This is a genomic window from Viscerimonas tarda (assembly GCF_054601255.1).
Genome location: NZ_BAAHWV010000078.1, coordinates 1 through 4,236 on the forward strand (window position 1 = coordinate 1; position 4,236 = coordinate 4,236).

Here is a 4,236-nt window from a genome sequence, read left to right on the forward strand (position 1 = left end):
AAACGGGAAGAAGCGCGACTATTCCTTCAAAATGAACATCGACACTTCCAAGGCGGAAGAAAAGCTGACCCGCGTGAAGGGAATGCTCACCGAAATCAGGGAATTGTCGCGCGGCATCAACCTTGTCATCAATGCCGGGCAACCGCTTGACAGCAAACGAATCAAAGCGCAAACTAAAGCACTACTGGATAAAAAGGCGCTTGAAAACCAGAAAACCTTAACGAAAAACACGGCGGCGGCATCGGTCAAAAGCATACAGGAAACACAGAAAACCCTAACCAAGTCCATCGGCAAAATCAACGCCGCGCTTGTCAGCCTTGAAAAGGGACGGCAAATCAATATCGGCACGGATGCCGCCAAAGGCAGGCTGAATGAAGTTTTATCCCTTCTGACCCGGATAAAAACAGCGGTGGCAGCAACAATGAATGTAAAAATGGCGGTGTCGCATGTTGCCGCTCCGGGCAGCTTGAAATACGCCCCTTATGCCGTTTCCACAGGCAAAACAGCTCCCATTTCCAACAAAGCCAATGCAAGGTTGCAGGAAAAGCTGTACGCCAACAAACTATTGAATGAGCAACGCCTGTCGTTCCGGCAGCAGGAAGCCGCCCAAAAGCAACAGCGGCAGGATGCCCTCGCCGCCGCCCGGCGCATGGAACGGGAACAGGCTCAACTGTTGAAACAACAGGAAGCCCTGCGGAAAAAATCCCTTGCCGACGAGCAAAGACAACAGCGGGAAGCCGAACGGCAACGGCAGGCGAACGCTATGGCTTCCGTCCGCAGCATCCGCCGTCAGGCGGGCATGGAAGAATCCCTGTACGGAGGCAAACGCCGCGCCGCCATCAACCGCCTGCAATACAGCCGTCCGCCGTCTATGCGCAACATGCCCTTTGCCTACATGTTCAACGCTTACATGGCATACGGACTTATCCGCAAGGAAATTACCGAAGCTGTCGAGTATTCCAATATCATGGAGACGGCGCACAGCATCCTGAAGGTAGCCGATACGGACTTGACGACCTTTGAAACCCGCTTCAGCCAAATGGCGAAATACGTCCGGCAAATCGGCGTGGAGACCAAGTTTACCGCCATTGAAGTAGCCGGAGCGGTCAAGTACCTTTCCATGGCGGGCATGGGCGTGGATACGATACTCAACTCCATCCGTCCGATAACCAACCTCGCCCTGATAGGCGACAACGACGTTTCCCTGATAGCCGACCTTGCCACCAACATTATGGCGGGCTATGACATTAAAAGCGAAAGCATGTCTTCGGTAGCCGACATACTTGCTTCCTCTGTATCGCGCTCCAACGTAAACATTGTCGAAATGGCGGAATCCTTCAAAATGGCGGCAGGCTATATGAAACTGGCTGGCGTGGACTTTACGGAAACTTCCGCCGCTATCGGCATACTGGGTAATATGGGTATCAAGGGGACTATGGCGGGTACTTCGCTCCGCGCCATGGCTACCCGTTTTGCCAAGCCCACGCGGGAAGCGCGTAAAACGCTCGGCAGGCTGGGCGTGGAATTTACCGAACACCGCGATGTTTACGGCAAGCAGGTGGAACACCTGCGCCCCCTTTCGGAAATCTTTGCCGATTTGGAGCGCAAGGGGGCGACGATGGCGGACATGCAGGCTATTTTCGGGAAAATCGGGGGCAACGCCGCCATGATGTTTATCAAGAACCACGATAAACTGGCGGAACTCGCTTCCCAAAATAAAGCCTCGCAGGGCGTCTCCGACGAACTTGCCAAGGTCAAGCAGGAAACCACCAAAGGGCTTTGGTATCAGACTACTTCCATGTTCAGCGAAAGTTTTATGCGGGGTTACGAATTGATGGAGCCGCAAATCCGCAGTGTTTTAAGGGATTTCCTTTCCAAGTTCCGGATGAAGGATTTTGCCAACGGCTTGGCATCCATCGGCAGGGTCTTGCTGGATATATTTTCCGTACTGGGCAATATCGCTACATGGTTTACCAAAAACTTCAACTGGATAGAGCCGTTGCTGTTTACCGGTATCGTTGCCACCAAACTTTTTAAACTTGCCGGAGCGATAACCAACGTAGGCGTGGCTATGGGCTTTCTGGGCAAGCAGTCCCTTGCTTCCTCCGCCCTGCAAGGCATTAGCGGATTGGTTGGCTTGGGCGGACTTCGGGGAATGTCCTTTACCAATAAGCGCAGCCTTGTTTCCGCCTTGCAGTTGGCAGGGATAAACGGCAAGGGCGCCATGACACAGGCGCTGGCGAGTATGGGCATGGCAGGGGGAACAAACGCTTTGCTTGCCCGCGGCGCAGCAGGCGGACTGTTTGCTTCGCAGGTATCTACCGGAGGCGGGCTTGTCGGCGCGGGGGCTTCAATAGCAGCTATCAGCACGGGGGCAGTAGCGGCTACCGCCGGAATAGCCGCTCTGGTCGGCGTGATGGGCTGGCTGGCGTACAAGACATGGAAAGTCAAGGAAGCCAAAGACGCCATGCTGGAGGAAATCGAAGCCAACCGCAAATACCGCTATCCATCTATAGAAGCCCTGTACAACTCTCTGAATGAAACTTACAGAAAGGCATTAGACACGAAAAAGGCGGTCGATGACTTGACGGCGGAAAAAACGATAGAAGAAGCCAGCGGACATAAAATCGGGGCCTTTACCGGCAACTGGTGGGCGGCAGTTTTGGGAAGCATGGCGGCAGGACAAAGCTACGGCATGAGCCAGCCGTTATACACTTATGGAGACGCCTATCAAGACGATACTCGTGCAGCCATTACCACGCTGGCGAAAAAGGACAGTCAAACCCGTATCAATGCCGCCTTTGCCGAGTTTGGAAAAATGAAAACGGCAACAGAAGTCGGCGCTTTTATCCAAACCGTCAGGACAAAATACGGTCAGGGGGAAAATACATTGGATAAAAGTCTGTGGACGGTGGGTAAAGACGGAAAAATTTCCTATAAAAAAGGCATAGGCGAGCTGAAGGAATCCGACGCCGTTAAGACTTATGACTACCACCGTTACCAGAATACCATTACCGTGCCTGAAATTACCCGTGCCGCAGGAGTGTACCGCTCAGCCATCATGGATTTTGCCGGAGCCAAAGCTTTTATGCAAAAGGGTGGCTTTGACTTTGCAGGACTGGAAGCTAAAGGTTTTTTCCTGAACGATAAGGGGCAGTGGGCGCAAAAAACTTTGGGGAAGAACGCCACCGAAAAAGAACGGCAAGACCAGTTAGCCAATTATATGCTTGTCCACGACAGTTTAGTCAAATTCACTTCCAGCTTGCGCAACACCATGGGCGGCTCTACCGAAGCGGCTGAAAACATCCTGAAAACGGCGGGCTTTTCCCCGCGCCTGTATTCTAACGAACCTGACTACAACGACACAAGCCCGTGGAATGCCAACGGCATTACCAACGACAGTTTGTCCGGCGCGGACGACGGCAGGGCGGGCGGTAATTATTCGGGAACGGGCAAACTTTCTTCCACCGCGCCTAAACAGGTTATCGTCAATATCACTAATCTTTTAAGCGTGGAGGCGATAAAACTTATGCAGACTAAGGAAGGAAACAATCCCGAAATTCAGGACTTAAAGGAACAGTTGGCGCAGGCGCTGATTGATGTGGTGCATGATTTTGATGCAACATGGCATGGCTAAATTGATAATAATGAATTTATTATGGACATTTTAGGACTTACAAAAGCAACCCTGCTTTCCGGCGGGGTGGTATCACACGGCAGCGTTACGGGCTACGTTTCCGATGCGGCGCGTCGTGCGCTCGGCATTGGGCTTGCCCACTTCGAGGACGGGGCGGTGCATTATTTTTCCAAAAATGCCGATTTATTGGGGCGGGCGGTGGTGCAAAGCGCTTACCAGACGGCTTACGGAGCGTTGCGCAGTTATCCCCGCTTTTTGAAATACTGGGAACAGGTGGAACGAGACAAGTACCTTCAAACCATGTCCCAGACTTCCGCTGCCAACAAGACCGGACAATACTACCAGCTGATACAGGAACAGAAAGCCGTCGCCCAAAAGAAAAACCACACCGATACCATTGTCGGCAGGGTTGTCGAAGACTTTTTGGAACTTTCCATTGCCGGCGACGGCTGCTACTACGACAAGGAAACAAGAAAAGTGGAGAGCAACAGCAAATACGGCTTGGTAACTTTTGTCGATTTGCAGCCGCAGGTGCAGGTATCCAGCAAAAACAATATCGTGCTGACAACGGTGCAGGGCAGGGACTATACCCGCAAGGA

Annotated in this window: 1 protein-coding gene and 1 pseudogene; both read left to right on the forward strand. The window is 52.5% G+C overall.

Going from position 1 to position 4,236, the window contains the following annotated elements; translation table 11 throughout:
* Positions 1-3,637: phage tail tape measure protein (locus tag ACYPWY_RS15585; protein WP_459686467.1), on the forward strand; the 3,637-nt coding region annotated here is incomplete at its 5' end.
* 21 nt (positions 3,638-3,658) lie between these two features.
* Positions 3,659-4,236, forward strand: a pseudogene (locus tag ACYPWY_RS15590) (DUF6046 domain-containing protein); the annotation flags it as partial.